At 64.6% G+C, this 25,883-nt stretch carries 21 protein-coding genes and 3 pseudogenes; 11 read left to right on the forward strand and 13 right to left on the reverse strand.

Annotated features, from left to right (window positions below):
* Nucleotides 1-16 precede the first annotated feature (16 nt).
* A complete protein-coding gene (locus IP69_RS14630) occupies nt 17-1,153 on the reverse strand; it encodes a helix-turn-helix transcriptional regulator (protein WP_156323476.1) in 1,137 nt (378 codons plus the stop codon).
* Nucleotides 1,154-1,405: 252 nt separating this feature from the next.
* On the opposite strand from IP69_RS14630, the pseudogene IP69_RS14635 reads away from it, so the two are divergent.
* From IP69_RS14635 to IP69_RS14645, 3 genes and pseudogenes are all read left to right on the forward strand, one after another.
* Nucleotides 1,406-2,311, forward strand: a pseudogene (locus IP69_RS14635) (ATP-binding protein); the annotation flags it as partial.
* 97 nt (nt 2,312-2,408) lie between these two features.
* The gene (locus IP69_RS14640; protein WP_054143573.1) at nt 2,409-4,499 is read left to right on the forward strand and encodes an ATP-binding protein; all 2,091 of its coding nucleotides are present in this window, start codon (nt 2,409-2,411) and stop codon (nt 4,497-4,499) included.
* A 211-nt stretch (nt 4,500-4,710) separates the two neighbouring features.
* Nucleotides 4,711-5,562: a GNAT family N-acyltransferase gene (locus tag IP69_RS14645; protein WP_248306846.1), complete on the forward strand. Its 852-nt coding sequence runs from the start codon at nt 4,711-4,713 to the stop codon at nt 5,560-5,562.
* Nucleotides 5,563-5,575: 13 nt separating this feature from the next.
* Here the strand turns inward: IP69_RS14645 and IP69_RS14650 are convergent, their stop codons facing one another.
* Genes IP69_RS14650 through IP69_RS14660 form a run of 3 tightly spaced genes read right to left on the reverse strand, consistent with a single transcriptional unit; the run spans nt 5,576 to nt 8,282 of the window.
* Nucleotides 5,576-6,439 carry an SDR family oxidoreductase gene (locus IP69_RS14650; RefSeq protein ID WP_054143575.1) on the reverse strand — a complete coding sequence of 288 codons (864 nt, stop codon included), beginning with the start codon at nt 6,437-6,439 and terminating at the stop codon, nt 5,576-5,578.
* Nucleotides 6,436-7,692, reverse strand: a complete 1,257-nt coding sequence (gene queG / locus IP69_RS14655) for a tRNA epoxyqueuosine(34) reductase QueG (RefSeq protein ID WP_082359343.1) — start codon at nt 7,690-7,692, stop codon at nt 6,436-6,438. Before queG ends, IP69_RS14650 begins: the two co-directional genes overlap by 4 nt.
* On the reverse strand, nt 7,590-8,282 hold the full coding sequence (locus IP69_RS14660; protein WP_054143576.1) for a glutathione S-transferase family protein: 693 nt from the start codon (nt 8,280-8,282) through the stop codon (nt 7,590-7,592). Before IP69_RS14660 ends, queG begins: the two co-directional genes overlap by 103 nt.
* 266 nt (nt 8,283-8,548) lie before the next feature.
* Between IP69_RS14660 and IP69_RS14665 the strand changes: the two genes are divergently transcribed.
* Nucleotides 8,549-9,346 carry an undecaprenyl-diphosphate phosphatase gene (locus IP69_RS14665; RefSeq protein WP_054143577.1) on the forward strand — a complete coding sequence of 266 codons (798 nt, stop codon included), beginning with the start codon at nt 8,549-8,551 and terminating at the stop codon, nt 9,344-9,346.
* Nucleotides 9,347-9,358: 12 nt separating this feature from the next.
* On the opposite strand, the gene IP69_RS14670 is transcribed toward IP69_RS14665, so the two are convergent.
* Nucleotides 9,359-11,080, reverse strand: a complete 1,722-nt coding sequence (locus tag IP69_RS14670; RefSeq protein ID WP_082359344.1) for an MFS transporter — start codon at nt 11,078-11,080, stop codon at nt 9,359-9,361.
* Between the two features lie 63 nt (nt 11,081-11,143).
* Nucleotides 11,144-12,031, reverse strand: a complete 888-nt coding sequence (locus IP69_RS14675; RefSeq protein WP_248306845.1) for a protein-methionine-sulfoxide reductase heme-binding subunit MsrQ — start codon at nt 12,029-12,031, stop codon at nt 11,144-11,146.
* A 130-nt stretch (nt 12,032-12,161) separates the two neighbouring features.
* Here IP69_RS14675 and IP69_RS14680 point away from each other — a divergent pair, with 130 nt between their 5' ends.
* Nucleotides 12,162-12,776, forward strand: a complete 615-nt coding sequence (locus tag IP69_RS14680; protein ID WP_054143579.1) for an HAD family phosphatase — start codon at nt 12,162-12,164, stop codon at nt 12,774-12,776.
* Between the two features lie 48 nt (nt 12,777-12,824).
* On the opposite strand, the gene IP69_RS21920 is transcribed toward IP69_RS14680, so the two are convergent.
* Complete coding sequence (locus IP69_RS21920) at nt 12,825-13,034, reverse strand: hypothetical protein (protein ID WP_156323477.1); 210 nt, start codon at nt 13,032-13,034, stop codon at nt 12,825-12,827.
* Between the two features lie 81 nt (nt 13,035-13,115).
* Complete coding sequence (locus tag IP69_RS14685; protein ID WP_054143580.1) at nt 13,116-14,036, reverse strand: sugar phosphate isomerase/epimerase family protein; 921 nt, start codon at nt 14,034-14,036, stop codon at nt 13,116-13,118.
* A 191-nt stretch (nt 14,037-14,227) separates the two neighbouring features.
* Here IP69_RS14685 and mgrA point away from each other — a divergent pair, with 191 nt between their 5' ends.
* Complete coding sequence (gene mgrA, locus IP69_RS14690) at nt 14,228-15,250, forward strand: L-glyceraldehyde 3-phosphate reductase (RefSeq protein WP_054143581.1); 1,023 nt, start codon at nt 14,228-14,230, stop codon at nt 15,248-15,250.
* A gap of 132 nt (nt 15,251-15,382) precedes the next feature.
* Complete coding sequence (locus IP69_RS14695; RefSeq protein WP_054143582.1) at nt 15,383-16,804, forward strand: phosphomannomutase; 1,422 nt, start codon at nt 15,383-15,385, stop codon at nt 16,802-16,804.
* A gap of 48 nt (nt 16,805-16,852) precedes the next feature.
* On the opposite strand, the gene rfbA is transcribed toward IP69_RS14695, so the two are convergent.
* From rfbA to IP69_RS14720, 5 genes are all read right to left on the reverse strand, one after another.
* Nucleotides 16,853-17,728, reverse strand: a complete 876-nt coding sequence (rfbA, locus tag IP69_RS14700) for a glucose-1-phosphate thymidylyltransferase RfbA (RefSeq protein ID WP_054143583.1) — start codon at nt 17,726-17,728, stop codon at nt 16,853-16,855.
* Nucleotides 17,729-17,735: 7 nt separating this feature from the next.
* Nucleotides 17,736-18,629 carry a dTDP-4-dehydrorhamnose reductase gene (gene rfbD, locus IP69_RS14705; RefSeq protein ID WP_054143584.1) on the reverse strand — a complete coding sequence of 298 codons (894 nt, stop codon included), beginning with the start codon at nt 18,627-18,629 and terminating at the stop codon, nt 17,736-17,738.
* A gap of 5 nt (nt 18,630-18,634) precedes the next feature.
* Nucleotides 18,635-19,192 carry a dTDP-4-dehydrorhamnose 3,5-epimerase gene (rfbC, locus tag IP69_RS14710; RefSeq protein WP_054143585.1) on the reverse strand — a complete coding sequence of 186 codons (558 nt, stop codon included), beginning with the start codon at nt 19,190-19,192 and terminating at the stop codon, nt 18,635-18,637.
* Between the two features lie 18 nt (nt 19,193-19,210).
* Nucleotides 19,211-20,266: a dTDP-glucose 4,6-dehydratase gene (gene rfbB, locus IP69_RS14715; RefSeq protein WP_054143586.1), complete on the reverse strand. Its 1,056-nt coding sequence runs from the start codon at nt 20,264-20,266 to the stop codon at nt 19,211-19,213.
* Nucleotides 20,267-20,432: 166 nt separating this feature from the next.
* A complete protein-coding gene (locus IP69_RS14720) occupies nt 20,433-20,957 on the reverse strand; it encodes an HAD family hydrolase (RefSeq protein WP_054143618.1) in 525 nt (174 codons plus the stop codon).
* 889 nt (nt 20,958-21,846) lie between these two features.
* On the opposite strand from IP69_RS14720, the gene IP69_RS21505 reads away from it, so the two are divergent.
* The 4 genes and pseudogenes from IP69_RS21505 (at nt 21,847) to IP69_RS14740 (ending at nt 25,879) form a co-directional block, all read left to right on the forward strand.
* Nucleotides 21,847-23,061 carry a putative glycoside hydrolase gene (locus IP69_RS21505; RefSeq protein WP_197279887.1) on the forward strand — a complete coding sequence of 405 codons (1,215 nt, stop codon included), beginning with the start codon at nt 21,847-21,849 and terminating at the stop codon, nt 23,059-23,061.
* 101 nt (nt 23,062-23,162) lie between these two features.
* Nucleotides 23,163-23,507 (forward strand): annotated as a pseudogene (locus tag IP69_RS14730) (helix-turn-helix domain-containing protein); the annotation flags it as partial.
* A 76-nt stretch (nt 23,508-23,583) separates the two neighbouring features.
* Nucleotides 23,584-24,681, forward strand: a pseudogene (locus tag IP69_RS14735) (IS3 family transposase).
* 328 nt (nt 24,682-25,009) lie between these two features.
* On the forward strand, nt 25,010-25,879 hold the full coding sequence (locus IP69_RS14740; protein ID WP_156323478.1) for an ABC transporter permease: 870 nt from the start codon (nt 25,010-25,012) through the stop codon (nt 25,877-25,879).
* Nucleotides 25,880-25,883: the final 4 nt, after the last annotated feature.

A 25,883-nucleotide genomic window follows, 5' to 3' on the forward strand; every position in this document is an offset into this window, starting at 1 on the left:
GGCCGAAGCCTCGCCGTCACTGCCTGAGGACGAGCCGGCTGAGCAGCGCTGCAAGTTCGCTCTGGCGCATCACGCCGGTTTTGGCGAAGATGCGCTTCAGGACGGTGCGCGTCGTCTGCTCGGTGATCCCAAGCCTCTTGCTCGCGTCGCGGGGGGCGATCCCGGCGCCGATCAGCGTTGCCACGCGCGCCTCCCCAAGTGTTAGCCCGAACAGGTCACGCAGCAGAGCCGGATCGATCGGGTCGCCATTGACCGAGCGGCTGACGACAACGACGCCACTGACGCCCGCGAGCAACTTGTCGATGATACGATCAGGGCCATGCCGGACCGGCAATGTATGTATCGCCAGATACCCCGTTTCGTCGCTGGTGGGCACGAGCACTGGCCTAGCTGGCGCAGCCGAAAAGGTCGAGCCGTCCATGCTGATAACCGCGGCAATCGCCGCGCGCAATTCCTCGCGCTGGGGTGTTGCGTCGACCGACACCCTGCCACCGACCACCGACAGGCCCTTGCCCTCCATAGCGAGCGCCGCCTCGTTCTGGAAGACCACTCGGGCCGCCTCGTCGAGAAAATAGATGCCGACATCGAGCTTAGACAGGACATCGGCCAGCGTGGCTTGCCCTGCCTCGGCCCGGATCAGCCGGATGCCAAGCCGAAGAGCCTGTTCGACATGGCGACCGAGCCGGGATAGCACCGCAAGCTCGTCATCCCCAAAGGCCGGCTTGTCGGCACGCCGCTGCACCGAGAGCGCCAATGCGAATTTGGGGTCCGGCGAGATGTTGACCCCGCCGAACCATTTCAAATCGTGACTGCGAAGGAAGGTCGTAAAATACGGCAACGACTGCATCTCCTCGTCCGAGCAAACATGTCGGTCGGTCACGGCGTCGGTGTTGGCCAGATAACCGAGTTCGCCCGTCCGCTTGAAGCGGATGTCGTAACGCCACCATTCGCCGCGTTCGTAGTCGCGCTGCGCCATTTCAAGCGATGGAGTGCAGATCGTGCCAAGCGCGCCGTTCTCGCGCTGGAAAATCATGATCGCACCAACATCCCCAGAACAATTCGCTATAGACTGAAGAGCGTCGGGCCAAAGAGCCGGCGAACCCGCCGCTGAGTATATGGCGTCGATAGCCTCCAATAGAACGTCACGGTTCACGCGGCAGCTCCACTGCGATCACGGCGCTTGGACTATTCACGCGCCTGACGCCTTTATGGGGCAGCACTACCGGACTTCAAGATGAGCCGCCGTGTTAACCCGGATGGGGATTCGGCCTCGGCTGATCGCCCGTATCCAGCCGGCTGCCGGAAAGCCGACGTTCCAGACGTCGACTATGGGCCAACTTTATCGTTCAACTGATCCGGGCAGGTCTCGGGAGCCGCCAAGGCCGTTTCGGACAATAGTGCCCTTGACATGTTGATGAACGGGCCCCCAGGCGCCGGCAAGTCGATGCTGGCGAGTCGCCTGCCCTCGATCCTGCCGTCGCTCAGCCCGCGCGAACTGCTCGAGGTCTCGATGGTGCTCTCGGTCGCCGGCCACCTCGCCGACGGCGCCCTGACCGACCGGCGGCCCTTCCGCGCGCCCCACCACTCGGCCTCGATGGCGGCGCTTGTCGGCGGCGGCATCCAGGCCAAGCCCGGGGAGGTCTCGCTCGCCCATCACGGTGTGCTCTTCCTCGACGAGCTGCCCGAGTTCCAGGCCCAGGCGCTTGATGCGCTGCGCCAACCGATGGAAACCGGCGATGTGCTGATCTCGCGGGCCAATCACCGGGCCGTCTACCCGGCCCGCTTCCAGTTGGTGGCCGCGATGAACCCCTGCCGCTGCGGCAAGGCGACCGAGCCGGGCTTCGCCTGCCGTCGCCAGCAGAACGAGCGCTGCATGGCCCAGTACCAGGGCCGCATCTCGGGCCCGATGCTGGACCGCATCGACATCACCATCGACGTGCCCGCCGTCACGGCGTCCGATCTGATCCTGCCGGCAGCGAGCGAGGGCTCGGCGCAGGTGGCCGCCCGCGTCGCAGCCGCCCGGCGTTTGCAGACGGCCCGTTTCGAGGCGCTTGGCATGGCCAACGTCTCGACCAACGCCGCCTGCCCGGCCCAGCTGCTCGACGAGATCGCCAGGCCCGACGCCGCCGGCCTCTCGCTTCTGCGCGACGCCGCCGATGCGATGCGCCTGACAGCACGCGCCTATCACCGGGTGCTCAAGGTCGCCCGCACGCTGGCCGATCTCGACGGCGAGGCGAAGATCGGCCGTATCCATCTGGCGGAGGCGTTGTCCTACCGGTCGCGCGGCGACCAGATGGCGCAGGCAGCGTGAGCGAGGCACGGCACGGTTAAGCGATTGTGCTTCCCAACCGGTCAAATGCGCGCTGTCGTCAAACGGTTTTTCAAGGGGCCCCTGCTAGCCTCAAAGCATGCAATTCCTGTCTTCGCACTGGCTCGCTGTGGTGGTCGTCATGCTCGTGCTGGTCGCGGGCGTTGCGGCGGTGAAGCTGCTGCGCCAGCGGGACCGCATCGTCCGGCAGGCGGCCGAGCTGTCGCGCGATGTCGAGGCGCTGAACGATCGCCTCTGGGCGCTCGCCGACAGCGAGGAGCATTACCGCAGTCTGATCGAGGCGCAGGGCGATCTGATCGTGCGGCGCGACGGCGCGCGGATCGTCTACGCCAATGGCGCCTATGCCGCGCTTTTGGGGATCGACGAGGCCGACATCGTCGGTGCCGTGGCGCAGCCGCGCCGGGTCGCCTGCCGCCCGGCTCTGGCGCTGGAAGGCGGCGCGCGCGTCTTTGATGAATGTCTCGCCACGCCCGATGGCGAGCGCTGGATCTCCTGGGTCGAGACGGTTGTGCCCGTGGCGCTGGGCGCCACCGTGCTGCAGCGCGTCGGCCGCGACATCACCGCGCGGATCGCAGGCGAGCAGGAACTTGTCGAGGCTCGCGCCCGCGCGGAAAGCGCCAACGAGGCCAAGTCGCGCTTTCTCGCCACCGTCAGCCACGAGTTTCGCACGCCCCTCAACGGCATCCTCGGCATGGCCGATCTGCTCGGCGACACCGGTCTCGAACCCGAGCAGGAGACCTATGTCCGCGCGCTGCGGATCTCCGGCGAGGCTCTGCTCGGGCTCATCGACGACATCCTCGATTTTGCCAAGGTCGAGGCCGGCAAGCTCGAACTCGCCAGCGAGAGCTTCGACATCGGGCTTTTGCTGGAGACCGTCTCCGAGCTGATGGCGCCGCGCGCCCAGGCCAAGGGCATCGAGCTGGCCGCCTATCTCGCCCCGGATTTGCCGACGCATCTGGTGGGAGACGCCGACCGGCTGCGCCAGATCCTGCTCAATCTCGTCGGCAACGCGATCAAATTTACCGAAGCGGGTGGCGTCGGCATCCGCATCGGCAACGAAGACGGGATGATCGCGATCACCGTGGCCGATACCGGACCCGGCATCCCCGAAGCGCGGCGTCAGGCGATCTTCGAGGAGTTCGAGCAGATCGACAACTCCGCCGCGCGCCGCCATGAGGGCACGGGCCTCGGCCTGGCGATCGTTCGCCGGCTGGTCTTGCTGATGGGTGGCTCGGTCGGGGTCGAGAGCGGCGAGAATGGCGGGTCACTGTTTCACGTCCGCCTGCCTTTGGCGCCCTCGGGCGAGGCCGTCCGCCCCGCGGTGCCGGATTGGCGGTCCAAGCGGGTGCTGATCGTCTCGGGCGCGCCGTTCGGTGCCGGCTTCCTGTGCGAGACCATCGCCGCGACCGGCGGCAGCGCCACGCTGGCTGCCGATGCCGAGGCGGCCTTCGCGCGGTTGCAGGATGATGGCCCCTACGATGCGGCCCTGATCGACCAGATGGTCGGCCGCGAGGTGGCGATGAACCTCGCGACGGCGGCCCGCATGGCGGGCGTCGCCGAATGCCTGATCATGCTGTCGCCGCTGGAGCGGCGGCAGTTCGGTTCACCCCGCGACGCCGGTTTCACGGGTTTCCTGGTCAAGCCGGTGCGAGCCCGCTCGCTTTACGCGCGCCTCTCGCCGCGCCCCGCTCCCCTGCCTGGGACGTTGGCCATCGAACCGGACGCGGGCCCATCCTCGCCGGAGCCGCGCCAGCGCATCAGGGTGCTGGTGGCAGAGGACAATGAGATCAACGCCCTGCTGGTGACGCGCACGCTGGAGCGTTTCGGCTGCATCCCGGTCTGGGCGCGGGACGGTCGCAAGGCGCTTGAGGCGATCGAGGCCGGGCTGAACGGAACGGCCCCATCCTTCGACCTCGTCCTGCTCGACATCCGCATGCCGGAACTCGACGGCCTGGCGGTGGCGCGCGCCGTTCGGACCCTGGAGCGCGGCCGCCCCGAGCAGGCACGGCTGCCACTGGTTGCGGTCAGTGCCAATGCCGCGGAGGCCGACAAGGCCGCCGCGCTCGCTGCCGGGATGGATGATTGTCTGGCTAAGCCTCTCGACCGCGCAGCCTTGCAGCGTTGGCTCGATCATGTGTCGAGAACCGAGGCCCTGGTCCGCTCGGCCTGACCTTTCGTCACAGCCCCGACGTAGTTTTGTCGCGAACCTGTCAGATACAGGGCGCATTCCTGCTAAGTTGCCAAAGAAAGCGGCCTGCGGGACAAGACGAAACATGGCACCAGACCTTCATGGACATGCCGTTGAGCCGGCTCGGCATGGGCCTGTATCGGGCCCGCTGTTGTCGCGCCTGTCTCCGCTCATGCTGATCACCGGCGAAACCATGCGTCGCTTCGGTCGCCCCGCCGGCGCGCCCGACCCGCTGTCGGGAACCCTGGGTCGCAGCGGCTCGCTCGAGGTCAGGCTGGCGCGCGGACCCAGCGAGATCTGGCGGGCGCAGCGGCTGCGCTACCGCGTGTTCTATCAGGAAATGTCGGCCAAGCCGGATGCGGTTTCGCGCATGTTCCGCCGCGATGCCGACCGCTTCGACAAGGCCTGCGACCATTTGCTGGTCATCGACCACGCCGCACGGGGGCGTTTCGGCGGCGTGAAGCCGAAGATCGTCGGCACCTACAGGCTGATGCGTCAGGGCGCCGCGACAAGGCTTGGCGGCTTCTATACCCAGGGCGAGTTCGATCTCGCGCCGATGATCGCCAACCATCCCGGCCAGCGGTTCCTCGAACTCGGTCGCTCCTGCGTGCTCGAGCCCTATCGCAGCAAGAAGACGGTCGAGCTGCTCTGGCACGGCATCTGGGCCTATATCCGTCACCATCGCATCGACGCGATGTTCGGCTGCGCCAGCTTCGACGGCACCGATCCCGACGCGCTCGCTCTGCCGCTGAGCTTCCTGCATCACCATGCCAGCTCGGCCGGCGAATGGAGCGCCACGGCGCGTCGCGAGCGCCTCGTCGCAATGGATCGTTTGCCGGCGGAAATGGTCGATGCCAAACTCGCGCTGAAGCAGATGCCTCCCTTGATCAAGGGCTATCTGCGGCTCGGCGCCCGCTTCGGCACCGGCGCCGTCATCGATCGGCAGTTCGGCACCACCGATGTGCTGGTGATCCTCCCCGTGGCGGCGATCGACCAGCGCTATGTCGCCTATTATGGCGACGAGGGCCAACGCTACGCGGCCTGAGCGAGGCGGCCGCTCAGTCGCCCCCCGCCAGCAGCACGGGCAGCGCCTCGCGATAGGTCGGGTAGCGAAAGCGGTAGCCGAATTCGCGTTTCACCAGCGCGTTCGAGACGCGCTTGTTCTCGCCATAGAAGCTCGCCGCCATCGGCGACAGCTTTGCCGGGTCGAAAGGCGTCTCTGGCGGCGGCGCGATGCCGGCGAGTTCCGCGGCAAAGACCACGACATCCTGTGGCGGAGCCGGCTCGTCATCGGTGACGTTGTAGATCGCGCCGGGGCGCGGCGCCGCGATCGAGGCCATCAGCACGCCGGCGATGTCGTCGACATGAATGCGGTTGAAGACCTGTCCCGGCTTGATCAACCGGGTCGCCGTGCCCTGCCGCAGCTTCACGAGCGGATTGCGGCCTGGGCCGTAAATGCCCGAGAGGCGGAAGATCTGCACGGCCTTGCCGCTCCGTTCGCCCAGCGCCAGCCAGTCGCGCTCGATGGCCAGCCGCATCTGCGAGCGAAAGCTCGTTTTCGGCGCGGTCGTCTCGTCGATCCAGGCGCCGCCATGGTCGCCATAGACGCCGATGGTCGAGAGATAGCCGATCCAGCGCAGGGCGGGGGCCGCCGCAAGCTCCGTCGCCAGGCAAAGCAGGGCCGGGTCGCCCGCCTCCCCGGGCTGCACCGAGACGAGAACGGCCTCCGCCTCGGCGATGGCGGCGCGCAGCGCGGTCGAGGTCGACGATCCGTCGAAAACCAATGTGGGAATGCCGGCGTGGCCGAGGCGCTCCGCCTTCCCGTTCGAGCGCACCGTGCCGGTGACCTGCAAGCCCTTCGCCAGGGCTGCATGCGCGAAGAACCCGGCCGAGTAGCCGACGCCGAGAATGAGGAGCTTCATGAGGCCATATCCGGTTGCGGCGAAAGCGCCTGCCATTCCTGGCGTACATCGGGGTCGTTTTCGAGAGCGAGCGCCCTGGGCGCAAGCCTGCGGGCGCAGGCGGGGTCGAGCCTGATCAGCGCCCAGGCCGCCATGGCGCGCACCAGCGCCGAAGCATCGCCGATCAGCGCTGCGGCGCTCACCGCGAGATCGGGCCGGCCGCTGTTGCCGATCGCGATCAGGACATTGCGGATGAAGCGGTCGCGGCCTGTGCGCTTCACCGGTGTGCCGGCAAACAGCATGCGAAAGGCTGCATCGTCGAGGCGGGCGAGGTCGCTCAGGGGCAGGCCGTCGAGCCCCTCGCGCAACGAAAGCCGCGTCTCCTGGGCGGCTTCCGCGAACTTGTTCCAGGGGCAGACGGCCAGGCAATCATCGCAGCCGAAGACGCGGTTGCCGATGCCGGGCCGCAGCTCTTCGTCGATATGGCCGGGATGCTCGATCGTCAGATAGGCGATGCAGCGGCGCGAATCGAGCTGGTAGGGCGCCGGGAACGCGTCGGTCGGACAGATGTCGAGGCAGCGCGTGCAGGAGCCGCAATGGTCGCTCTCTGAAGCGTCCGTCGGGAGTACGGCGGTGGTGTAGATGGCGCCGAGGAAGAGCCAGGAGCCGTGCTCGCGCGAAACCAGAACCGTGTGCTTGCCCTGCCAGCCGAGCCCCGCCGCCTGGGCCAGCGGCTTCTCCATCACCGGGGCGGTATCGACGAAGACCTTCACATCGGCGCCGCTTTGCGCCGCCAGCAGGCCCGCTACGCTTTTCAGCTTGCCCTTGATCACGTCGTGATAGTCGCGCCGGCGGGCGTAGAGCGAGATCGCGGCCTTGTCGGGTTGTCCGAGCATCGCCAGCGGGTCGCCGTCGGGGGCATAACTCATGCCCAGCATCACCACCGATTTGGCTTCAGCCCAGAGTTGGCGCGGGTCGGCGCGCTGCGCGGTGCGTTCCTCCATCCAGCCCATCTCGCCATGGTGGCCGTCCGCCAGCCAGGCGGCGAGGCGGGCGGGCGCATTCGGGATCGAATCGACGGAGGCAATGCGCGCGACCGAGAACCCCTCGGTGAGGGCGCGCGTGATGACGGCCTGCCTGAGGCGCTCGCCATCCGTATGTGGGGCGGCCTTCAGAAGTCCAGATTGTCGTAGTGGGCGCTCGGCGCCATGCCCGGCATCCGGTCGCTCAGCAGCGGCCGGAAGCTCGGCCTCGACTTGATCCTCGCATACCATGCGCGCGCCGCCTCATCCTCTTCCCAGGGCACGTCTCCGAGATAATCGACGCAGGAGAGATGCGCCGCCGCAGCGAGATCGGCATAGCTCAGCTCGGAGCCCGCCAGCCAGTTCCGTTTGGCGGTGAGCCAGGCGATGTAGCGCAGATGATAGCGCACATTGGCGCGGGCCGCACGAATGGCGCTCATTTCGGGCGGGCCACCGCCCTCGTCGCGCGCCATGAAGCGCTTCATCACCTTCTCCAGCACCAGCGGCGCTGTGATCTCCTCGTTGAACTTCAGGCAAAACCAGTCGAGCAGGCGACGGACTTCGACGCGCTCGCCCGGACCTTCGGGCAGCAGGCGGCGCTCGGCCAGCGCCAGACCGCGGGTCTCGTCGAGATATTCCGCGATCGGCCCGGCCCCGGGAACGGACAGACCGTTCTCCTCGCGAAAGACGGGTGTCGTACCGGCCGGGTTGAGCTCGAGGAACTCGCGCCGGCGTTCCCAGACGCGCTCTTCGACCAGCGCAGCCTCGAGCCCGTATTCGCCGAGCACGAGCCGAATAAAGCGCGAATGCGGGCAAAGCGGATAATGATGAAGGGTCGCCATGGCACTCGTGAAGCAGGCAGGTGCGGCCGAAGCAGGGCCGCTCGATGAAACGCACCGCGCTATTCGCAAAGCGCAGGCTATAATCGGGGCAGGAAGGGCTCACAACCCGCAGGCGCTACGAACGGACGATTCGCTGCGGTCCGGTTGGGGATTTGGTAACCAATTTGCAAAGGAATGGGCTTATCGAGGCCTCTGGGCTTAACGAGGCCTGCGGCTTAATGATGCCGCGCTGCACAAAACCTTGAGTCTCGCGAGGACCGCTTCCCATGGAAAACCTGATCGAAGCGGCCATCCTCGGCATTGTCGAGGGGTTGACCGAGTTCCTGCCGGTCTCCTCGACCGGGCATCTCCTGCTGCTCGGGCATTTCCTCGGCTTCGAATCGAACGGAAAATCCTTCGAGGTCTTGATCCAGCTCGGCGCGATCCTGGCGATCACCTCGGTCTATTTCCGCCGCCTGCTCGACATCGCTCTGCGGATTCCCACCGACCCGGCTGCCCGGCGCTTCGTCATCGGCGTGCTGGTCGCCTTCCTGCCGGCAGCCCTCATCGGCGCGGTGCTGCACGGCTTCATCAAGGGCGTGCTGTTCAACCCCTTCATCGTCTGCTGCGCGCTGATCGCGGGCGGGCTGATCCTGCTCGTCGTCGATGATCTCGAACTGCAGGAGAAGCACACCGACGCGACCACCTTTCCGCTGTCGATGTATCTCAAGATCGGCCTGTTCCAGTGCCTGGCGATGATTCCCGGCGTCTCGCGCTCGGGCTCGACCATCGTCGGTGCCATGCTGCTGGGCGCCAGCAAGCGCGCGGCCGCCGAGTTTTCCTTCTTCCTGGCCATGCCGACAATGGCCGGCGCCTTCGCCTATGATCTGCTCAAGAGCTACAAGACGCTGACCTTCGACGATGTGACCTTGATCGCCGTCGGCTTCGTCACAGCCTTCTTCGCCGCCCTCATTGTGGTTCGCAGCTTTCTCGATTTCGTCTCCAAGCGGGGCTTTGCGCTCTTCGCCTGGTGGCGGATCGTGGTCGGGCTGTTTGGGCTGGCGGGGCTCTGGATCGTCGGCTGAGATCCGCGCCCGTCAGACCTCGTGTCCCGTCGGCTCAGGCGGGTGGGGATGCTGCGTCGGCAGGCCACGCGGCAGGGTTGCGGTTTCGCGTTCGATCATCCGGTGCACCACCGGCGGGTTTGGCCCCTTGTGCAGGGCGCGTACGCGCTCGCCGATGTCGGCATCGGCGAGCGTCACGCGCTGGGCCTGCCGGACATATTCGACCCAGGTCGGGCTGTCATAGCGCTCGACCCAGAGTTCGGGGTCGGTCAGGTCGCGCAGAAGCGTCCAGTGCCGGGCGCCATCGCGCCGGCGAATTCGGCGGCGTTCCGCCATCGCGTTGAGGAACGCCACGACGTCCTCCTCGCGGATCAGCCATTCGATGGTGACGATCACAGGGCCGCTGCGCGGCTCGATGTCGACGGCAACCTTGGGCTCGCGCCAGCGGCTCAACGGATCGAGATTGAGCGCCTCCAGCGGCGGCAGTTCGTAGCGCAGGCCGAGCGCCGCGCCGACGAGCAGCGTGAAGGCGGAGATCAGCAGGGCCTGCTCGGGTCCTAGATGCAGTGTCGCCTGGCCCCAGGCCCAGCTGCCCGCCGCCATGCCGCCGAAAGCCGCCATCTGGTAGATCGCCAGAGCCCGGCCCACGACCCAGCGCGGCGCCGAGAGCTGCACCGTCGCGTTGAAGGTCGAAAGCGTCAGGACCCAGCAGGCGCCGCCGACGGCCAAGGCCGGCATCGTCAGCCACATCGTCGTGCTGACGCCGATGATGGCGGCGGCCACCGCATAGGCCGCGAAGGTCGCGCGCACCAGCGCCTCGGTCGTCAGCAGCCGGCGCAGGCGGGCGCTCATGAAGGCGCCCACCACCGCCCCGGCGCCAAAGGCGCCGAGCAGGATGCCGAAGACCAGAGGCCCGCCCTGGACGAGATCGCGTGCGATCAGCGGCAACAGGGCGAGCGCGACGATGCCGCCAAAACCAAAGGCAAAGGAGCGCAGGATGACGCTGCGGATATTGGGCGACATCGCGACATAGCGCACACCGGCGCCCATCGCGATCAGCAGCGTTTCGCGCGGCAGCACGCGCTCGACGCGTGGCGGCTTCCAGCGCGCCAGCACGGTGATCAGCGCGATGTAGCTGAAGGCGTTGATGACGAAGGCGGCGACCGCGCCGGCCGCAGCCACGATCGCCCCGCCGATAGCCGGCCCGACGCTGCGGGCGATGTTGAAGGCGACGCTGTTGAGCGTCACCGCTGCCGGCACGTCCTGGCGCGGCACCATGTCGCCCACCGATGACTGCCAGGCCGGGTTATTCAGCGCTGTGCCGCAGCCGATCAGGAAGGTGAAGCCGAGCAGCAGCCAGGGCGTGATCACATCGAGCCAGGCCGACAGCGCGAGCAGGATCGAAACGCTCAGCATGAAGCCCTGCGCGGTCAACATGATGCGGCGCCGGTCGTAATTGTCCGAGATCGCGCCAGCCGCGAGCGAAAACAGCATCACCGGCAGCGTCGTCGAGGCCTGGACCAGCGCCACCATGTCCGGCGAGGCGGCAATCGCGGTCATCATCCACGAGGCGCCGACCATCTGGACCAGCCCGCCGAAATTCGAGGCGAGGCTGGCAAGCCAGACGGCGCGGAAAATCGGCTGGCGCAGCGGCAGAAAGGGCGAATTGCGATCCGGGCCGGGCACGAAGCCGTCCGAAGCCAGTTCGGCCTGGGCTACGTCGGCTGTCGGCTGGGCATTGGGATCATCAGGCATGTCATAGGGTTAGAACCTCAAGACGAGGATGCCAACCGCGATTGCGGACAGGACCGGGCTTCGTCAGCGCGTCGCACCGGCAGGCGCGGCGGCTTGCGTCCGGCGCGCTGGGCGCGCCTTGGGCCGTCTGAACGCCCCGACGAGCGCAACCACCAGCCCGACAAGCGCGACCCAGTGGCCAGGCCGGACCGAGGCGAGCTCCGGATAGGTGACGATATCGGCATTGGCCTGGAACACCAGCCAGGCCGAAGCCCCGGTCGCGAACGCATACCAGGCGGTCTCGCACAGCGCCGTGGCAAGTCCGGTGCCCAGTGCTGCCACCACCAGAACCAGCGGCGTCAGGGCGATCTTGAAGCGCTCGAGCCCGCGATAAACCATCAGCAGCGCAAACAGCCCGCTCATCAGAACCGGCTGGCTGACGTCGATCTTCGATTGCAGGGCGAAATGCAGCAGGGCAAGCAGCGCGATCGGGTAGATCAGCATGTGCAGCCGCTGCCAGGCCTTCGCGCCCATCCGCCGGATCATGCCGTCGGTCGAGGTCGCGCCGAGCGCGACGAGCCCGATCAGCGCGGTGATGCCGACGATCAGGTAGAAGCGCTTGATGATCTCAGTGACGATCAGCCCCCAATCCCAGGCGAGATCGATGCAGTACAGCGTCAGATGCGCGGCGGCGTAGGCGAGCACGGACAGGCCGAGCATCCGCCGGATGCCCAGCAGCTTGCCCCAGTCCAGCACGCGCCGCAGCGGCGAGATCGCCAGCGTGATCAGGAGCAGCCGCACCGACCAGGTCCCGGTGTCATGCACGGCGCGCGTCCAGGGCTTGGCGCCGAGCTGTCCCGCCCAGGCCTCATAGGCGAGGATCAGCGCCGGCAGCAGCACGAGCGCAAACGCCGCCGCGCGCAGCCCCGAGACGCGTCCCTGCCGGTCCAGCCATGGCAACCATGCGCTCATGCCACTCTCCGCCATTGCTTTCATGTCTTCGGATACGCGAGACTTCGCACCGCCGTCTCGCTGCGTCGCACACAAGGACGTGAACGCTGACGGACACCGATCCGACCCTCAAGCCTCCGGACGCCACGACATGCCTGCCCAGATGCCCACCATCGTGTTCGATGTCGGCAATGTTCTGATCCGCTGGGATCCGCTCCATGTCTATCGCGAGATGATTCCCGACGACGGAAAGCGGGCATGGTTCATGCAGAACGTCTGCACCGCCGCCTGGAACCTCGAGCAGGATCGCGGCCGCAGCTGGGAGGAGGGCGTCGCGCTCCTCGTCGCCCGCCATCCGGAATGGGAAAGCCAGATCAGGGCCTATGACGAGCGCTGGCACGAGGCCGTTCCCGGCATGATCGAGGACAGCGTCGCCGTGCTGGAAGAGCTCAAGGGCCGCGGCGAGAAGGTCTACGCCATCACCAATTTCTCGCGCGAGAAATGGGCGGAATGCCTGATCCGCTTCCCCTTCCTGCAGAGCTTCGACGGCGTCGTGGTCTCGGCCCATGAGGGCGTCGTCAAGCCCGATCCGGCGATCTACCAGATCCTGCTCGAGCGATATTCACTCGCGGCGCCGGAGTGCATCTTCATCGACGACAGCGCCAGGAATATCGAGGCTGCCCGGCAGGTCGGCATGCAGGCTGTGCATTTCGTCGAGCCGATAGACTTGCGAGCGCAGCTACGAATACTGAGGGTGGCACTTTGACGGCAGGCTGATTCCGCAAGAAGACCTACGGAAACCAGCGCGGAACATCTAGGGGCCACCGGCGTTGAAGCTTTGTAAGCCTGAAGGAACAGCGTCGATATGACAAATAATATTAAAGTCGAACGGCATGATTCTGGATGGTGCCTGAGGGATAAGGGCGGCAATTGCCTGATCGCCATGCCCCATCGCATCGGTCTCGACCTGATCCTGCGGCAGATGAACCAGTCCGTGGCGACCGATCAATGGCACGTGGCCCATGATCCGCTCCCGCAGACGCTGCCGATCGCGGTCTGACCCTCACGCACGCAAACCGAGCGTACGCAAACCGAGAGCCAGCGATCAGGTTTGTTTTCGCGGGGCGGTCCTGACCTTGCCAGCGAGCGCCCGCGTCGCCGCCATGGCGTCATCGACGGCATACCAGAGCCGCGGATTGAGCTCGATGTTGAGCAGCACGCCTTCCGGGAAGGTGCAGCGCTCCATCAGCGCCTCCCAGGGAATTCCGCCCCAGCCCACCGGCAGATGGATGTCGCCATGCCCGAAGGCGAACTTCTCGCTCGGGAAAACGGTCTCGAACGCATCGGGGCGCCCAAAAGAATCATGCATGTGCAGATGCTTGGCAAGGGGCGCGAGAGCGGCGATCTCTTCAAGATAGTCGCCGCCGATCGAGCCGAGCCGCAGGAAGGCATGGCTGAAATCCAGCGTCGCCCAGACATGGTCGTGGTCGATCGCGGCCATTTCGCTGGCGAGCCGCGAGGGCAGGGAGGCGTAAAGCCGGCCGGGATGATAGTCGAACATGGTCTCGACGCAGAGCAGGATGCCGCCATCACGCGCCGCATCGCCAGCCTTCCTCAGCCATTCGCGTTGACGCAGATAGGCCGCCTCAACGACCTCGGCCGGCGCAAGCGGCATCACGCCCGAATGCATCACATAATGCACAGCGCCAAGTTCTGCGGCGATCTCCAGCGAAGCCCGCAGTACGTCGAAATGCCGTTGCAGCCGGGTGGGCTCGTCGAAGAAGTTGATCGCCAGCGGCCCATGCACGCTGTAGCCGAAGGGCCGGCCGGCGCAGGCGCGCTTGAGCAGGTCGAGATGGGGCCGATGGATCCGGCCGCCGAAGATCAGATCCATCGCACAGGTCGACAATTCGACGGTATCGACTTCCAGCCGCTCGACCCGGTCGAGAATCGCCGGCAGATCGGACAGATCGCTGGCGGGCTGGCCGGCCGTGATGCCGACGCCGCGAACACCGCTGGAATACATGGCGGGCTCCACTCCAACCGATTGCAGACGTCGCGATGCTGCGCCGCCTGTCTGCAACTGGTCAGCATGATTGCGACGGGCGTATGAGCGCCGTAGACCGCAGGCAAAACTGCATCAGGGTGGCTGCGTCGGGCGTGAGGGCGGGCTATCGTCGCTCCTGCAAAGAAGCCAAAGGGAGCCGAAATCTCACCATGCCCAGCGAAACCCGTTACGACCAGATGATCTACAACCGCTGCGGCCGCAGCGGCCTCAAGCTTTCCGCCCTCTCGCTCGGCCTCTGGCACAATTTCGGCGAGACCACCGCGCCCGATCTCGGCCGACGGATCTGCCGGACGGCGTTCGATCTCGGCATCACCCATTTCGATCTGGCCAATAACTACGGGCCCCCGCCGGGCTCGGCGGAAACCGCCTTCGGGGAGATACTGCACCAGGACTTCGCCTCCCATCGCGACGAGTTGGTGATCTCGACCAAGGCCGGCTACCGGATGTGGCCGGGCCCCTATGGCGAGTGGGGCAGCCGCAAATATCTGCTCTCCAGCCTCGACCAGAGCCTCAAGCGCCTGAAGCTCGACTATGTCGACATCTTCTATTCGCATCGGTTCGATCCCGAGACGCCGCTGGAAGAGACGATGGGCGCGCTCGATCAGGCCGTGCGCCAGGGCAAGGCGCTCTATGTCGGGCTGTCCTCCTACAATGCCAAACGCACCCGCGAGGCGGCCGCTATCCTGCGCCGGCTCGGCACGCCCTGCCTGATCCACCAGCCGAGCTATTCGATGATCAACCGCTGGATCGAGGAGGACGGCCTGCTCGACACGCTCGACGAGGAGGGCATCGGTTCGATCGTGTTCTCGCCGCTGGCCCAGGGCATGCTGACCTCGAAATATCTCGGCGGCGTGCCCGACGGCAGCCGCGCCGCCAAGAAGGCGCCCTCCTTCCGCGACGGCTTCCTCTCCGACGACAACCTGACGCGCATCGCCGCCCTCAACGAGATCGCCGCCGGGCGCGACCAAAGCCTCGCGCAGATGGCGATCGCCTGGGTCCTGCGCGGCGGCCGGATCACCTCCGCCCTGATCGGGGCCAGCCGCCCCGAGCAGGTGGAAGACTGCGTCGCGGCCTTGAAGCGGCCCGATTTTAGCGCCGAGGAGTTGAAGCTGATCGACCAGCATGCAGGCGAAGGCGGCGTCAACATCTGGGCGGCGTCGGCCGAGCGCTGAGCCGAACCGCCAGGCTCGCAGCAGCGCCCACAGCGTTGCTTTCGACGGCATCGTCGGCCTATGAACAGGGCTCCCTGATGCCGTCCGCGACGACGGCAAGATCCGTATCGGCAACAGTGACAGGCGGTCCCGATGACGAGTCTCAAATTCGGAACCTCTGGCCTGCGCGGTCTCGTCACCGAGCTCGTCGGTCTACCGGCCTACAGCCATGTCCGCGCCTTTTGTGCGATGATTGGCGAGGACGGCGCGGCGGGACCGAGCGGCGAAGTTCTGATCGGGCGGGATCTGCGCTCGTCGAGCCCTCTCATCGCGGCGCAATGCGCGCGGGCCATCGTCGACGCTGGTCTCGTACCCGTCGATGGCGGTGCGATCCCGACCCCGGCGCTTGCGCTGGCCGCAGCCCAGCTCGGCGCGCCAGCCATCATGGTCACCGGCAGCCATATTCCCGATGATCGCAACGGCCTCAAATTCTACCGCAGCGAGGGCGAGATCGACAAAACAGATGAGGCGCGGATCCTCGCCTGGCATGCAAAATTGAATCTCGACACGGTTCCTGCCGAGATCGTCGCGCCCCGCACGCATGATGCGTTGGCCGCCTATCAGACGCGCTATCTCGAATTTTTCGGCGCGGATGCCCTGCGGGGCCTGACGGTCGGCGTCTACCAGCATTCCTCGGTCGGGCGCGACGTGATCTGCGATCTGCTCGCTGCGCTTGGCGCCAGACCTGTCCCGCTCGGGCGCGCCGACCGCTTCATCCCCGTCGACACCGAGGCGTTGCGTCCCGAGGACGTCGCGCTGGCGATCGAATGGGCGGGCAGCCAGAGGCTCGACGCGATCGTCTCCACCGATGGCGATGCCGATCGCCCGCTGGTTGCCGACGAGGTAGGCCGGTTTCTCCGCGGCGATCTCGTCGGCGCGCTGACGGCCGCTTTTCTCGGCGCCGACACCATCGTGACGCCCGTGACTTCGAACTCGGCCCTGGAGCGGCTTGGCCTGTTCGCACAGGTCCTGCGCACCAAGGTGGGGTCGCCTTTTGTGATCGCCGGCATGGCGCAGGCGACCGCGGCGGGCGCCCACCTCGTCGTCGGCTTCGAGGCCAATGGCGGCGTGCTGCTGGGCTCCGATGTCGCGCATGATGGCGTCAGCCTTGCCGCCCTGCCGACGCGCGATGCGATTTTGCCGATCCTGGCCACGCTAACGGCCTCTGCCCGCGCTCAAAAACCGCTGAGCCGGCTCGCCGCCGAGCAGAATTTCACGATTGCCCTGTCGAACCGCCTGCAGGAGGTGCCGCAGAACAAGACGGCGGCCCTCATCGCCAGGCTGGATGCGGAAGACCCGGCCTATCGCGATGCGGCCTTCGCCGCCCATGGCGGCGTCGCCGCCTGCGACCGTCGAGACGGTCTGCGCCTCACGCTGGGAGACGGCACCACGGTCCATATCCGGGCCTCGGGCAATGCACCGGAGCTGCGCGTCTATGTCGAGGCGCCCGATCAGTCAGCCGCAGAAGCCCTGCTGCAGGAAGGCCTCGACTTCGCCCGGCAGGCCACCACTTGAGCGGCACGAGGGCGCCATCGCCGCGAGGCGTCCCGCAATCGCCCTGCGTCACCGCGCCAGTTCGCGCGCGATCCTCAGGATGTACTGACCGTAATCGCCTTTCCTGAGCCTCTCGCCGAGGGCGGCGAGTTGCGGGGCAGAGATCCACCCTTGCCGCGCGGCGATCTCCTCCGGGCAGGCGATGCGCAGATCCTGACGGCTTTCCAGCGTCCGGACGAACTCCGAGGCCTGCAGCAGGCTGTCGGGCGTGCCGGTGTCGAGCCAGGCGAAGCCGCGGCCCATGCATGCCACGGAGAGCTCGCCGCGCTCCAGATAGACACGGTTGACGTCGGTGATCTCGAGTTCGCCACGGGCGGATGGTTTGAGGTTGGCGGCAATATCGACGACCTGGGCGTCGTAGAAATAAAGGCCGGTGACGGCCCAGTTCGACTTCGGAATGGTCGGTTTCTCCACGATCGAGATCGCTTTGCCGACCGGGTCGAACTCGACCACGCCGTAACGCTCTGGATCGCGGACATGATAGGCGAACACGCTGGCGCCCCTGGGGCGCGCCGCAGCCGAGGCCATCATCTCCGGCAAGGTATGGCCGTAGAACAAATTGTCGCCGAGAATCAGGACGGACGGCTCGCCGGCAACGAAATCGGCGCCGATGAGATAAGCCTGCGCCAGACCGCCTGGATGGGGCTGCTCGGCATAGGAAAGCTGCATGCCCCAATCCGAGCCATCACCCAGCAGGCGCTGGAAATGCGGCAGGTCGTGCGGCGTCGAGATGATCAGCACCTCGCGGATGCCGGCCAGCATCAGCGTCGACAGCGGATAATAGATCATCGGCTTGTCGTAGACCGGCAGGAGCTGCTTCGACATCGCCAATGTCATCGGATGGAGCCGCGTGCCGGAGCCGCCGGCCAGGATGATGCCCTTCATCGTCGTGTTATCCCGTTTTCTGTTGCGCCATGAGCCGGCGCACGCAGGCGCGCAGAGCGTCCTGCCAGGGCGGCAGCGTGACCTGGTGAGTGGTGGCGAGTCTGGAGGAGTCCATGCGCGAATTCGCCGGCCTTTGGGCTGGTGTCGGATAGTCGGCGGTGGTGATGCGCTTGACCCGCACGGGCGCGCCGCCCTGTCGCTGGCGCTCGGCGAAGATCACCTCGGCGACATCGGCCCAGACGGCGGCGCCTTGCGCGCCCATATGGAAAATCCCCCGCAAGGCTGCCTCATCCGAGTTCTCGATGAGATTGCTCGCAACAGCGAAGATGGCATCGGCGATGTCGAGCGCGCTGGTCGGGCATCCGGCCTGATCGGCGACGACGCCGATTTCGTCGCGCGTCTCCGCCAGCCGCAGCATCGTCTTGACGAAATTTGCGCCGAAGGGGCTGTAGACCCAGGCAGTACGCAGGATCACATGGTTGCCCGTCGCGGCGGCCACCGCTCGCTCGCCCGCGAGCTTGCTGCGGCCATAGGCCGAGATCGGGCCGACCGGGTCGTCCTCGCGATAAGCGCGGTCGAGCGCGCCGTCGAAGACGTAGTCGGTCGAGATCTGGATGACGGGGACGCCGAGCGCGGCGGCAGCCTTTGCGACCTCGCCGGCGGCGTCTCCATTGACTTGCCGTGCCGTCTCCTCCTGGCTCTCGGCCAGATCGACGGCGGTGAACGCTGCCGCATTGACCACGACATCCGGCCGGCTGGCGATGATCGCCGGAGCGATCGTCTCGAGCCGTTCGAGATCGAGCCCAGGCCGTCCGAGCGCGGTGACGCTGACGCCCTGCGGCGCGCGCTCCCGCATCGAAAGCACGACCTGCCCCGACAGCCCTGTCACGGTGATGCGCATCGCGGTCAATCAAAATAGCGCGGCAAATCGGACAGCCGGGGATGCCGACGGTCTTTGTCCGAGAGGACCAGCGCGTCAGGCGGCAGGCGCCAGTCGATCCCGAGCGCCGGATCGTCGAAGGCCAGCCCATGGTCGTTGGCCGGGCCATAGGGGGCCGTGACCTTGTAGAGCACCTCGGTGTCGGGTTCGAGCGTGACGAAGCCATGGGCGAAGCCGGCAGGGATCAGTATCTGACGCCAGTTTTCCGCCGAGAGCTCGACGGCGACATGCCGGCCGAAGCTCGGCGAAGAGGCGCGGATATCGACGGCGATGTCCAGGATGCGCCCCCGGGTCACGCGCACGAGCTTGTCCTGCGCGAAGGGCGGCGATTGGAAGTGGAGCCCCCGCAACGTGCCGACGGGTCCCGAAAGCGAGTGATTGTCCTGCACGAAGACGAGGTCGATCCCGGCCTCGGCCATCGCGGCGCGATTGTACACCTCGGAGAAAAAGCCGCGATGGTCGCCATGCTTCTTCGGGGTGATGATCTTGACGGCGGGAATCGCGGTCGGTTCGACGCTCAGCATGGGTTCGTCCGGTTTCGTTCAGGCCGCGCCGAGGCGCTCGCCGCGATAGACGCCCGAGCGGATATCGCCCCACCAGCCGGGATTGGCCAGATACCATTCGACCGTGCGCCGCAAGCCTGTGTCGAACGTCTCCTTCGGCGTCCAGCCGAGTTCACGGCCGATCTTGCCGGCATCGATGGCATAGCGCGCATCATGGCCGGGGCGGTCGGTGACGTAGGTGATGAGGCGCTCATGCGGCCCGGCCGGGTCGGGGCGCAACGCGTCGAGCAGGGCGCAGATGCACTTCACCACATCGAGATTGGTCTTCTCGTTATGGCCGCCGATATTATAGGTCTCGCCGACGACGCCCTTCGCGGCCACCGTCAGCAGCGCATCGGCATGGTCGTCGACATAGAGCCAGTCGCGCACGTTGAGGCCGTTGCCATAGACCGGCAGCGGCTTGCCCTCGAGCGCGTTGATGATCGTCAGCGGGATCAGCTTTTCGGGGAAGTGATACGGCCCGTAATTGTTCGAGCAATTGGTCATCACCGTCGGCAGGCCATAGGTGTGGTGCCAGGCGCGCACCAGATGGTCGGAGGCTGCCTTGGACGCCGAATAGGGCGAGTTGGGCTGATAGGCCGTGTCCTCGCGGAAGAAGCCCTCGGGGCCAAGCGAGCCGAAGACCTCGTCGGTCGAGACATGGTGGAAGCGGAAAGCCGCCTTGCGAGCCTGGTCGAGCCCACGCCAATGGCGCAGCGCCTCCTGCAGCAGCGCGAAGGTGCCCACGATATTGGTCTGGATGAAGTCGCCGGGCCCGTCGATCGAGCGATCGACATGGCTTTCGGCCGCCAGATGCAGGACGATGTCGGGGTCGAAGTCGGAGAAGATCGCGCGCACCCGTTCGCCATCGCCGATATCGACCTGCTCGAAGCGGTAGCGGTTGCTGCCGGAGACCGGCGCGAGCGAGGCGAGATTGCCGGCATAGGTCAGCTTGTCGACGACACAGACGTTGGACTGCGTCTCGTCGATCAGCTTGCGGACCACAGCCGAACCGATGAAGCCGGCGCCGCCCGTGACGAGGAATCTCAATGACACGCCAAATGAACTCCGGCAGGGATGGGAATGATCAAGGCTGAACGAGGCCCCAGCGAAGAACCACCCCGCCCGCATCTGTCAAGAAGCAGCGGGTGCGGCGGCTCCGGATTGGCGACGCGGTCATCAGGCATCTGGCCTGTCCCCTTTCCCACTGACGACCAGGCCCTCACAAGGCAGCAAGGCAATCCTCGACGAAGACATCGAGACGACCATCCTTGAACAGAAATCCGGCAATGCCGGCGGCTTTGGCGGCTTCGAGGTCGGTCGCGCGGTCGCCGATCAAAAAAGTGCGCTGCATGTCCGTCGGAAAAGCCTGCAGCGCCTTGAGCAACATGCCCGGTCGCGGTTTGCGATCCTCGTGATCGACGCGATAAGCGGCGATCGTCGCGTCCGGATGATGGGGAGCATAGTAGAACGCGTCGATCCGCGCTCCGTTGTCCGCCATGATGCGCGCCATCTCGACATGGAGCACGCGCACATCCTCCTCTGTATAGAAGCCACGCGCGATGCCGGACTGGTTGGTGACGACGACGGCCCGGTAGCCAAGTTGGTTCAGTCGCCGCACGGCTGAGAAAGCCCCCTCAACCCAGGTGATCTGGTCGAGTCGAAAAGCGTAGTTGACCTCCTCATTGAGCACGCCGTCACGGTCCAAGAACACCATGGGGGCGGTGGCGCTTTCAGGTGGAGGCATCATTGCCTTCAACATAATTCGCAATCAGGCCCTCCCACAGCGCGCTGCCGCAGAATGCGGCTAATCATCGCACATATCATCCTTGGCGAGTCTTGCGTTGCGGGCAGTTGCACGACTTCGTCGATCGCCACCCGCGACGCCCTCCTTCGCTGAAGATCCAGGTAGACTCGGAAAGTGCAAGCACTGCGCGTTCCTGATGGCCTCGGACGAGATGTACAGGCGGGAGTTGCCGGCTTTGCTGCCGATCGTGCCCGCGGAGATTTTCGGCCACCGGCCAGGGCGGGGTGTTGATACCAAGCAGTAATGCCAGCGCCTCACCTGCTCGACGAGAACAGGGCCCGGTGTAAAGCGCGAGAAGCACAAAGATGCTCGCCGTATCCGGTCGATTGCGATCACCTGACCCAAGCTCCACACGAGTAACAAAAGGCCGCTCGCCGGGATCGGGCTTCCGGTCGGGCTACGCCCTCCCTACACCCCGATCCCGGCAAAGCCTCTAACCCTGATTGTCGCGAAATTCCCATCCTGATTGTCGCGCGGCAGTCGCCCTCGAGCCGATGAACCCGACGTGGCCGACGTACCATACAAAAAAGCACCAGCCGAAGCCGCCCTATTATCACGTTGACAGTTGTAGCGGTCACCAATATGCCGAAATCGGATTATGTCGAGGGAGCGGAAGACAATCGTGTCGACGAGGCGAATATTACTCCGAATAATGGGCAGCGGAGTATTGATCGCATCATCAGCGAAACTTTACGGTTCATACCGAAACAAACAATGCGTTAAGTCAGATATTGAGCGTACAGTAAATCCATTCGGAGACCCGTGGTCCACTCGAAGATTTGTCAATTACTCAATTCCAACTGGAACGAGCTCACTTTTGGCGAGCTTCATGCGTGAGCCATATAATTCGCTCAATCGGATCAAAACTAACGGTGAATTGAAGGAAGACAATGAATTCTATCATTACCAGAGATATGCAAGCAGCCCCTACCACTATGACGAGTCGATTGCAAAGCTAGCAATGGATATGCCGCTTTACCGGGCGGTGCGCGCTTCATTTGAGAAGGCAGGAGTTCACCGGAAGTTCATTGGCTACACGACCGTCAATTTTGCTGACACCGCAGCAATGCCTGGCTACGCAGAGGCAGAGGAGCGGTTCTTCCTCCATACTCCTGGCAAAAATGTGACCAAGGATAATCGAGTTAAGTTCGCAGAGCGTGGCGCTTTAAACGCGGGCGGTGATGTTTTTGATATTCGAAATCCTGAATTTCATATTTACATCGCAGACAAAATCGTAGATGCGATGAATGTTAATAATATTGACGCCATACTTATCGATTATTCTGCAAGTCAGTTCGCATTTGGTTCAGGTATTCCTGAATTGATGCCCATTGACTGGTTCAGTCATTTTGAAGAAAATCAATTTAATTTGTTATCAAGAATTTCAGAGCGTGCAGCGTCTTCTGGAAAAGAAATATTCTGTAATGGTCTAACTTTAGACGGCATTTATCATACAGATCCGAAGAAAGCTCGTCTTTTTCTTAGCGCTTGCCATGGCGCATTCTGGGAGCAACCGTTCAGAACCGAGTGGCGTGACAATGGACCTGATCCTGAGAATTATTATAAACGACTTCAACAACTCTTCGATATCGCTCTTGAACTTGGGAAAACTATTATAATAAAACAAGGCAGCTATCGTTTTCATGGCGCCGAGGATATTGATCCAGGTTGGAAATGGCGCTTCCGCAAAACAACGCGCGAGAAAGAGCGCCAGATCATGAATTATTGTTTGGCTTTTTATCTTTTATATACTCAGGGCGGTATGACTCCTTTAATTTATAGTCATCCAACTTCAATACTTGATATTTTCGCAAGCGAAGCATTTTTTAGTGAGCTTGAGATCGATATCGGAAAACCTTTAGGCCCTCGCTATCGCATAGCCGATCACGTGCAAGTACGGCATTTCTCAAAAGCCACCGTAGTTCTTAACAATCGTGATGAGCCGTTTTATGGTGTCATACCGGCTGCGCAGAAAGGTGTCCGGCTTCCCGGCGAACTGAGATTGCCTGCGCTGTCTGGACGGATAATCAACGCTCAGATTTAGATCCAGGACCTAGAGCGGAACCCGACCTGATTGAATCGTGAGGGATTCCCAAATCAAGGGTGAAGTGCTTCACACTGTCTGCCGGATGGAGGCCGGCAGGCATGTCGAGAGCGCTGTCGGTCGATCTTCGGGTTCGGGTTCTTGGAGCTGTGGCGGCTGGTGCTACGCATCGCGAGGCGGCCGAGCGTTTCGGCGTGAGCGCGGCCAGCGTGAGCCGCTGGCGCAAGCGTGAGCGCGATCAGGGCGATCCGCGGCCCGGGCGGCTTGGCGGCGATCGGCGTTCGGGTCGGATCGAGGCGCACCATGACGCGGTAATGGCGGCGCTCGGCCCAGGCCGGGACGCCACGATCGAAGAAGTTCGCGCGAGCCTGGCGCGGCAGGGTCTCGCCTTCGGCTTCGGCACGATACAGCGCTTCTTCGCCCGGCACGCCATCACGCGCAAAAAAGACCGCGCACCCCATGACCTGAGACCCTGATCCTCCTCCAGATTTGAGTAGAGTCCGTCACTCAAGGAGACGGACAATGCGCCCCTCACGATTTACGGAAGAGCAGATCATCGGGATGCTGAAGGAGCAGGAGGCCGGAGCGGCGACGGCTGATGGATGCCGCAAGTACGGCATCTCCTCGGCGACCTTCTACAAGTTCAAGGCTAAGTATGGCGGGATGGACGTGTCGGATGCGCGCCGGCTGAAGACCCTTGAGGACGAGAACGCCCCCTCAAGAAGCTGCTGGCCGAACAGATGCTCGACAACGCGATCCTCAGGGATGTCGCCGCAAAAAAATGGTGACGCCCGATGCGAAGCGGAAGGTGGTGGCTCATGCCTGCACGGTGCATGCGGTGAGCCAGCATCGGGCGTGCCTGGCCTTGAAGATCGACCGCTCGACGGTGCGTGACACGAGCACCCGGCCGGACGATGCCCTGTTGCGCGAGGCGATGAAGGCCGTGGCAGGAGAGCGCCGGCGGTTCGGCTACCGCAGGATCCACGTCATGCTGGACCGCCAGGGCATCGTGATGAACCAGAAGAAGCTGCGACGGCTCTATCGCGAAGAGAAGTTGCAGGTCCGCCGCCGCGGCGGCCGCAAACGGGCATTGGGCACGCGCAGGCCATGCTCGTGCCTGATCGGGCCAATGCGCGCTGGAGCCTCGATTTTCTCTCCGACACGATCTCGGACGGTCGCCGCTTCAGGGTGCTCGCCATCGTCGACGACTATACGCGCGAGTGCCTGGCACTCGTCGCCGACACCTCGCTCTCGGGTCTGCGCGTGACCCGCGAACTGGATGGCGTCATTCGCCTGCGCGGCCGGCCGGGGACGATCGTGTCCGACAACGGCACCGAGTTCACCTCGATGGCGATTCTGCGCTGGTGCCAGGAGACCGGCGTCGAGTGGCGCTAAATCGCCCCCGGCAAGCCGACGCAGAATGCCTTCGTCGAGAGCTTCAACGGACGCTTCCGAGATGAGTTCCTCAACGACACGCTGTTCTCGACGCTCACTGAAGCCCGCAACGCCATCAGCTCATGGAAGGAGGACTACAACCGGAACAGACCCCACTCGGCGCTCGGCACCATGACGCCCGCCGAGTTCGCATTCAAATCGACGCTGGAAAAACAGGCCGCGTGAGGCCAGAAATCAAACTCAGGACTCTCCCTCAGGTCGGAGGAGAAAAGGGTCTCAGGTCAGTCGCAGAAGCGTCCCTGGTGGGCGATACGAGCCATGCCTGCGAGTGCACCGGCGGCATGGCCGGATGTCTTCAAGCGTGAGGCCTGCGGGGCGCCGCGCCATCCGCTGACGCCGCTCGGGAGGCCAAGGTTAAGCAGCGCGACGCCTTCGGACTGACCGCTTCCGCGGGAGCTGGCGATTTCGGACCGCATCGCGCGAACGAGTTCGGCTGGCCCATGCCCCATGCTCCGATCCCATGCGTTGACTTTTGGCTCGTGGATGGAGAAGGGTGCGCGTCTTTTCCCAACATCGCAATGGGTTCGTAGAGAGCATGCTTTCTCGTCACGTCACGGTCATCGACTCAACAGAAGCGTCTTTGCTGTCGAAACTGGGCCTGGCCTGGCAATCGCGCGAACTCCTGACTCATATGGTCAAGCGCGATCTAAACGGCCGCTATCGGCCCGCTTCGCTTGGACGCGCCTGGATTTTTCTCCGTCCTGCGTTGGAGATCCTCACCTATGTCGTCGTGTTCGGGTTCATTCTTGGCGTTAGAACGACCGAAATGCCCTATGCGCTGTTCCTTTGCAGCGGTTTGGTGCCCTGGCTCTTTATCAATCAGACGATTGGTGGCGCGGCCGACAGTCTCGCGAGCGCCAGACACGTTATGTCCAAAGTCAGTTTTCCGCGCCTGATCGTGCCTCTCAGCAACCTGTCGCTGGCGCTGATCGACTTTCTGGTTTTGTTCGCCATCGTGTTGGTGCTTGTCGTCGCGTATCAGCTTAGTGTCGGCCCCGCGATCCTGGCGTTGCCGTTCTTCATCATAATGATGGTGGCGTTGGCGTTCGGCATGTCATTGCTGATCGCGACCTGGTCTGTCTCGCACCCCGACGTCACGATCGGCGTTCCCGTCGCGTTGCGCGTGATGATGTACCTTTCGCCGATCGTTTATCCGCCATCTTTTGTTCCGACCGCGTTCAGGCCGTTTTTTGATCTCAATCCGGTAGCAGTTATCGTCAGCGGCATTCGCTGGAGCATCGGGGGAACGGCCGCGCCGTCTGCGATGTCCATCGTCTTCGCCGCCGTGTTTGTGACCGTCGTCCTGATCGCCGGTCTCGTTGCCTTCGTGCGTGCCGAGCGGCGCATGATCGACTTCTTGTGAGACG

This window comes from Allobosea sp. AAP35 (assembly GCF_001295925.1).
Taxonomy (GTDB): domain Bacteria; phylum Pseudomonadota; class Alphaproteobacteria; order Rhizobiales; family Beijerinckiaceae; genus Allobosea.